Consider the following 7,168-nt stretch of genomic DNA (forward strand, 5'->3'; position numbering starts at 1 on the left):
ACCCCGGACGGCACCACCACCGGCCAGTCCCGGGAACCGCTCGGCGATAAGCTCGCCAAGACGGACGGCGTGCTCTGCCCGCCCGCGGGCGTCGATCCCGACATGCACGCCCCCGCGCCCAGCACCGGCGGCAACACCCCCGTTATCCCGCCGCCCGGCAGCCCCGGCGGCGACCCGAATGTGAGGCCGAAATAGCGGCGTGTTCCGCCCCCAATCTCCGTCATGCCCGGGCTTGTCCCGGGCATCCACGTTCTTCGACGCACGAAGAAGGGCGTGAATGGCCGGGCCTTCGCCTCGCCGAAGCGGCTTCGGTCGGGCAGGCGGGACGAGCCCGGCCATGACGAACTCATTGAAAAGAGGCCGCATTCACAGGGCGACTTGTCCTGCCATAGCCTTTGGCGAAGGCGGAAAAAGGCGGACCACTTTGCTTGACTTCCCGTCGCCCCCTTCCTTATATGCCGCGCGTTCGCGAGATCGGCCTTGTTCGCCGCCGCGATCCCTGTGGCGGGGTAGCTCAGCTGGTTAGAGCACGGGAATCATAATCCTGGGGTCGGGGGTTCGAGTCCCTCCCCCGCTACCACCTTTCCCCACACTCCTTTCACCCGGTTTGGGTAGGCCTTTTCCCCGAGCAGGGCGTTCAGCCGGCCTGCTATCTCCACGACTACACCGCCTAGGCGTTCTCGATCACGGAACACAGTGACCGTCTCGACCAGGTCTCTGATCGCTTCTGCGGCCTCTCCGTCACCCGCACTGATACCATTACCCAGTGCTTCTTCAAGTTGACCGAGTTGCTCTTCATATCGTTTGAGTATGGCCGGATGCAGCGCCACTTCCTTCGGTGCGGGTGGTTCGCTCTGTAAGTCCTCAAATATCCGCTTCCTTTCGGCATCTAAGGCAGTTGATCTCGGGCCGAGAACGGATGGATCGCCATGCCCCTTCGCAATCGCATCCACCAGTCGTTCTATTTCCCGGTTTAGTTGGCCAAGCTGGTGCTCAAGGCGCTGTCGTTTTGCATGTGATGTGGCTGCGAGGCGCTTCCGCTCCTCGAGATACGTTCGCACGTATTCCGAGATAACTTTCGGCGCGCGCAATTCGGCCTTTAGACCGTTGAGGACCGCGCTCTCGACAGTATCTAAATAAAACGTCTTGGCGTCCGGACACGTGGCGCTTTCGGTCGCGGCCGAGCAGCGAATGCGAACGCGACCTGATTTGTCCCGCCCATTGGTTGCCATGCCGGAGCCGCACGAGCCGCAACGGAGCAGCCCAGATAGCATCCGGCGAGGCCGTCGTTGATGGCTGGGGTGGATATGTCTGCGCTTTTCTTTGCGTTGCTGAGCAGCTGTGAATAGCTCTAGATCGACAATCGCAAGATGCGGCACATCAGCAATTTGCCAGTCACTCTTAGGATTTGGCCGTGAAAGGCGCTTTCCCGAGTCGGGATCTTTCACCATCCTGACTTTGTTCCAGACGAGGCGCCCTAAATAAAGCTCGTTCTGCAGAATGCCTACACCCCTCTCGAGATTGCCATTGATGGTGGAGGCATTCCATGCCCGACCTCGCGGAGGTGATACCCGCTCCCTGTTGAGATCATGCGCGATTTCGCGAGGCGTCCGACCGTCAACGTATTCCTGGAAGATGCGCCGGATCACTTGTGCCTCGGCCTCTACGATGACTCGTTCGCCGCTCTTTCCGGCGACCGCCGCATATCCGTATGTTAGGCCACCTCCGGCCAAACCTTGCTTGACTCGACCGGCTTGACCACGCCGAACCTTGTGTGCGTTGTCCTCGCGATAGAGTTGTCCGACGAGGCCGCGCAGACCAACCAGAACTGTGTTAACGACGCCCTCGTGGACCGCACGGATCTCGATGCCAAGAAATGATAATCGCTTATGGATTCCTGCCAGATCTTCCATGTCACGAGAGAGGCGATCGAGCGCTTCCACAATCACTACGTCAAAAGATCTCTCACGCGCGTGGTCCAACATGCGCAGAAGGCCTTCGCGCCCCATAACTGAGCCGCCTGAACGAGCTCGATCTTCATAAGTGCTGATGACGCTTAAGCCTTCGCGCTCGGCATAGCTTTGGCAAAGTGAAAGCTGATCTTCAATTGATCGCTCATTCTGAAGATCCGTTGAGAATCGAGCATAGATCGTCGCTCTTTTCCCTGTCGCTTCGATTTGCGAGCTCTCTTTCATGATCTTCCCTCGCGGCCAGACGAGCAAGTACGCGTGCGAGGCCTAAGATCGCCTTGTCTGGATTCGTCTGCAAGGACAATTTGCGATGTGCGTCCTGCACGATCAAACCTCTAGGTCATGTCGCAACTCAACGAGGTGCACGCACCTGCGCTGAGGCCTGGCCAGGAAATGTCCGCCTTGGTGATCATCCCGAGCATCATGCTCCGGCGGCGCCCAAGCGGAACGGCCGCTATGAGCTCGTCGAGCAATCGGACATCGTGGCGAAGAAAAAGGATGGACCATGGAACGGCTGCGCCCGCCGACGTGCTCAATGCTGCGGAGCGGTATGCTCGGCTCCTTGCGACCCAGGTCACAGTAGAGCGACTCCGGCCTCGTCAGGCTCGGACCGGACGTTGACTTCGTAGCCAGTTCGGCCTGAACCTAACCTGCAACCAGGCCGTGTGAGCGGCGGATTCGATCGGCTTTGCTGATTTTGCTACCTTTTGCTTGATTTCGAGCTGTTCAAGGAATTCTGCCAAGAGTTTACCCCGAGGTGAATCAGCTGAGGATCGAGCGCGGGACGATATCGAGGCGCAAAGGCGTGAACTCGAACGCACTGATCGCGAGCTGACGCAGCGCTCAGCCGGCACCCAACCAATTTCGTGTTTTCAGCCCAGTCACCGCTCGGCGGAAGCACTAATGAACTAGTTCTCAAAAAGGCGCAAAGTCTTGTTCAGCGAGAAGGATGTTGGTCTCGGCGTACCGTTGCTGCGCGCCGCGGCCACGCCGGAAGCCACCGTCATATCCACACCCGGGAGCGTCATCAGCCGCCGAATGACCGGATCGGACATCGCTTCACGCACGATATCCGCCTCGACATCCCTCAACAAAACCCTGGATTAGGTCGATCTGCGCCAGATGCCGCTCGATTGCGGCACGCTCGTCGGCAGGGACTATCTGGGCGGCGATCCACCCGCGGCCGCTGATCCCTACAAGGTTGAGGTGTGGACAGGGCGGAATGAGGTGGGCGTGAAGGATCGACTGAATGAGGTTCTTCAAGCGTACCCCCGCTGAGGCACGAGCTGCGTACGGCGCGCCACTTGGCGTCGCAGGGCTATAGTGCGCTGATCGGGTACCCAGACCCCCGGAAGAAATTCGGTGGCGTACAACTTCGCGAGCACGGCGGCATCAATCGCATCCGTCTTGATCTTTGCGTGCGCGATCAACCGCACCTGCTTCGGGTTGGCGATGACAACACGGTCGACATACGGTGCCAGAACTCCGACAACGGCCGCGGCATTGCCGGTCGCCTCGACGACCACATGATCGTCATGGGTGAGTTCCTTCCTGGCGAAAGCCCCCAAGCTGTCACGGGTCATGGGAATGCGGCCGAGCTTCGTTAGATGTCCCTCGAGCAGCGCCACGGCCTCGGCCTCCGCTCGCAGATCAGGCCGGCGAACACGAGGATCGGAAGCGAGGCCCGGCAACGGAGGCTAACCAGCCGGACCTCGCCGCCGCTGATCCCGGAGAGGAACGAGGTGAAATATCGCATAGAAAGCGTGCCGTTTTTCGTCTTAGCTACGGATCGTTTCGCCGGAAAGCACCGTTTGAGGTCGGCTAGGCTACGGCGGTGTGCGCCTCAACACGCGCCTCGAATTATCATCACAGCCCGGGAAGAAAGGTGAGTATCGCTGCCCAGCCTGTGATAGCTCGCTAGAAATTCTCGACGGTAGCAAGCTGGTCTGCTACCGGCTCACCATTGAGGCGTCCACCAGGGCTATGCGCGATTAGGACAAGGCGCATGCTTGCGTTGTGCTCGCCCGAGCCCCTATCGGCGTCCCTAGAGAGTTGTTAACAGAAGCCGCTTCAGCTGGTGCGCTGAGGCCGCTTGCCCACCGTTCGCCCGGCTCGCGGACAAAGCTGGTGGCTCGGCATTCGCGGTTCCGGCACTTGCCCACGCGACCCTCACACCTCGGATCCCCTTTTTTGGCTGCGTCCGTCGCCGCTCGGTCGCAGGTGCGATATCAGGCAGTGCAATCACTATGATCGGGGGACGAATGCCCACTTTCGGTCGGATAAGCCAGTGGTGGGACCAGTAAGTCATGATTGTTCTCAACCCGGGGCCCGACTCTTAATCAGCGGCCCGGTCGGAGTTCGCTTATGGAACGAGCTTAGAAATCTCCTGTTCAATTGATCGCAATAATCCGGTGTTGCGCCTCCTCGATTTGACCTTACAGCTCCGCCTGTTCAAAGGGCAGTCCCTGAGCTTTCGAGTGGATGCCGGAGAGATCAGGATGAAAGGGCTCGGTGCCTACAATTACAGGGTCGGCACGTCCCGGCTTTTGGACTGGCAAGGCTGCGACGTGCTGTGCCCAGCGTTCGAGCGCCTCGCGCATCTCGGCCGCATACCGAGCGCGGTTATATACCCCGGCAACGCCGGCCCGGTGGCCGCTGACATGGTTTAAGATCGCCTCCACAATGTGCGGCAACACGCCAAGCCGGTCAGCCATAACCGTAGCCGCTGATCTCCTAAGATCGTGAACTGTCCAATGGGGCAGGGGCTCGCCCCTGGCTTTCGCGATCCGAGCATCGAGTGCCGTCTTCGACTTTGACCAGCCGGAGAACCCACGATGGGGGTCACCGCTGCGTTGGGGTCCGTCACCAAAGAGGAAGTCTCGACCGTTTCGGCGGTGCGGGAGCAGGGCTAAGGCAGCGGGTGCCAATGGCACCGAGTGCTCGCGATGGTTCTTCGTTCGGGCGCTTGGCAGCGTCCAGACCCCTGAAATGGTGTCAAGTTCTCCCCATTGCATGCTGCCTACTTCATCGCGGCGTTGGGCTGTGAGCAGCAACAAACGCACAATGCGTCCGTAATCGTCATCGCCGCTGGCTCGCCAGATTGCTGATAGCTCCGTCTCCGAGAGGACCCGTTCGCGGCTTCCCGGCTGCACGGGGCGGTTGGTGCCGAGAACCGGGTTCGCGGCAATGTCGAGGCCCTCGCGTATTGCCCAGTTGAACATTGAGGACAGGGCAGTTCGGGCACGGGCTGCTGAGACGGCTCCATGAACTGATGCGATGTCGGCGACTCGAGCCGAGATATGACGGCGGCTGATCTGGAAAACCGAGACCGGATGCAGAGATTTCCAACTGACTAACAAGTAGCGTTCAATTTCAGAATAGGTCCGGGGCTTCAGCCTTTGTTTCGCGTTCCGGAGATATTGATCCGCGATTGCCCGGAGTGTGTCGGCCGCCTGCAGGCGCGCCTTGGCTTTCTCGTCCGCCGGGTCTTTGCCATTGGCAACCAGGCCCAAGAGCCGTTTGGCTTCCTTGCGGGCAAGTTGTGGCGTCCAAGGGGCGCCGTGAGGACCGATCGTGACGAAGCGCTGCCGACCGAACACTCGGTACTTGAGGACGTAGGTCGCTTGGTCGCGTTGACGCCGAACGCCAAAGCCCCGCACCGCTTCGCGGTGGTCTGCATCCCAAATAGTCTCGCCCGGCTTGAGCGCTTGCACCGCGCGGATCGTTATACTCGAAACGGCCATCCATCGTCTCTGTAGCTACCATGTAGCTACCACCATAGCCCCAAATGCAGCGCAGGTAAGGCGAGGAACGGCGGGCTTATTGATTGATAATGCTGCAATTTTCGTACGAGCTGCGGGATTGGCGTAGAGCCGGCGGAGCCCTTGCTGTGTCTGTGGAACAGGAGGTCGGTGGTTCGAGCCCACCCAACTGTACCAGCATACAATCATTTGCTTGGCTCAGTCTGTTCTGCGCTCTGAGGGGCCTGAAACTCTGTTGAGCTTAGTTTTCGGGAGCGAGCACCAAACCCGACTCTGTAGGGCGTCCAGTTAGACCACTGGCGAAGGCCAATTTTCTGGCCCTCACCGTAACTGTAGCTGCACGTCTGGGGCAACATTCCGAGATCAGCCAACATCGACAACCTTTGGAGCCCTGAGAAAATGATCTCAGCCGACTACTGCCGGCTCATGGCCCGCTACAACACTTGGCAGAACGCCTCTTTGGTAACGGCCGCCGACGGGCTGACCCACGAGGATCGCTGGAGAGATCGAGGGGCGTTCTTCCAGTCGATTGCAGCTACGTTGAACCATGTCTATTGGGCTGATGCCCTGATACTGGAGCGACTAAAGGGGAACGAGCGTCCAGAGGAAACCATCAAGCACTCCCTCGCAAGTCCCTCGGATTGGGAGGCCTTCAAGGCGCTCCGCTTGCAACGGAACGAGGAAATCGAAGCGTGGTCAGCGCGATTGCGCGACGCGGACCTGAACGGGATGCTTGTTTGGTATCCTGGGGATGGTTCAACTCGGATCGAGAAGCCAAAGACGCTCGTTGCTATTCAACTCTTCAATCACCAGGCCCACCATCGAGGTCAGGTCCACGCAATGTTGACGGCAGCCGGTGCAAACCCGGAGCCGACTGACATTCATCTTTTGGCGTAGCGCGAGGGCGTTTCAATCCATCTCATCGCGTGTCAGGAGATCATCGCCTTTACCTGCGCCGTATCCGCAAACTCGATCAGCTCGACGATCTTGCCGTCTTGAAGCCTGAACAGGTCCAGAATCTCGGTGCTGGAAACCTGGTCGGTTGGACGGTATCGAACGTCGACGCGGGAATGAATGGCGACACGATCGCCGTCAACCAGCTCAGCCAGGATCTCGCGGCCTTCGAAGCCGAAGTCTTCGATCAATTTGCTAAAGGCACCACGCAGGTTCGGGTGTCCCTCCACGCTTCCCGTCAATTCGAGTGCATTCTTGTCGCCCATCAAGGTGAACAGACCCTTGGGATCAAACGCTGATACCAAACCCTCGGCGTCATCGTTGTCGCGCGCAGCGTAAGCGCGCCTGACGGTCGTGAGCATCTCTTCGCGTTGTGCCATGTTACCCTCCCTGACGTATCAGCGGAGCCTAGCGACCTTTGCGTGCAAAGGCAAAACGAATGGAACTGTGCTGCACGACCTCCCTCCCGCCACCACCCTCACC

General features: G+C 59.5%; 4 protein-coding genes, 1 tRNA gene and 2 pseudogenes. 3 read left to right on the top strand and 4 right to left on the bottom strand.

Features of this window, described 5'->3' with window-relative positions:
* Positions 1-195, top strand: a pseudogene (locus P0R31_RS40235) (hypothetical protein); the annotation flags it as partial.
* Between the two features lie 308 nt (positions 196-503).
* Positions 504-580, top strand: a tRNA-Met gene (locus tag P0R31_RS40240).
* On the opposite strand, the gene P0R31_RS40245 is transcribed toward P0R31_RS40240, so the two are convergent.
* The 3 genes and pseudogenes from P0R31_RS40245 to P0R31_RS40255 all read right to left on the bottom strand — a co-directional run bounded on the left by P0R31_RS40245 (position 537) and on the right by P0R31_RS40255 (position 5,713).
* The gene (locus tag P0R31_RS40245) at positions 537-2,195 is read right to left on the bottom strand and encodes a recombinase family protein (RefSeq protein ID WP_275521124.1); all 1,659 of its coding nucleotides are present in this window, start codon (positions 2,193-2,195) and stop codon (positions 537-539) included. The two genes, P0R31_RS40240 and P0R31_RS40245, sit on opposite strands and share 44 nt — an antisense overlap.
* A 752-nt stretch (positions 2,196-2,947) precedes the next feature.
* Positions 2,948-3,619 (bottom strand): annotated as a pseudogene (locus P0R31_RS40250) (IS110 family transposase); the annotation flags it as partial.
* Positions 3,620-4,405: 786 nt separating this feature from the next.
* Positions 4,406-5,713, bottom strand: a complete 1,308-nt coding sequence (locus tag P0R31_RS40255) for a tyrosine-type recombinase/integrase (RefSeq protein ID WP_275521118.1) — start codon at positions 5,711-5,713, stop codon at positions 4,406-4,408.
* 417 nt (positions 5,714-6,130) lie between these two features.
* Here P0R31_RS40255 and P0R31_RS40260 point away from each other — a divergent pair, with 417 nt between their 5' ends.
* On the top strand, positions 6,131-6,628 hold the full coding sequence (locus P0R31_RS40260; RefSeq protein ID WP_275521120.1) for a DinB family protein: 498 nt from the start codon (positions 6,131-6,133) through the stop codon (positions 6,626-6,628).
* 32 nt (positions 6,629-6,660) lie between these two features.
* Here the strand turns inward: P0R31_RS40260 and P0R31_RS40265 are convergent, their stop codons facing one another.
* On the bottom strand, positions 6,661-7,065 hold the full coding sequence (locus P0R31_RS40265) for a nuclear transport factor 2 family protein (RefSeq protein WP_275521122.1): 405 nt from the start codon (positions 7,063-7,065) through the stop codon (positions 6,661-6,663).
* Between the last annotated feature and the right edge of the window lie 103 nt (positions 7,066-7,168).

It is taken from the genome of Bradyrhizobium yuanmingense (assembly GCF_029167105.1).
Taxonomy (GTDB): Bacteria; Pseudomonadota; Alphaproteobacteria; order Rhizobiales; family Xanthobacteraceae; genus Bradyrhizobium; species Bradyrhizobium yuanmingense_A.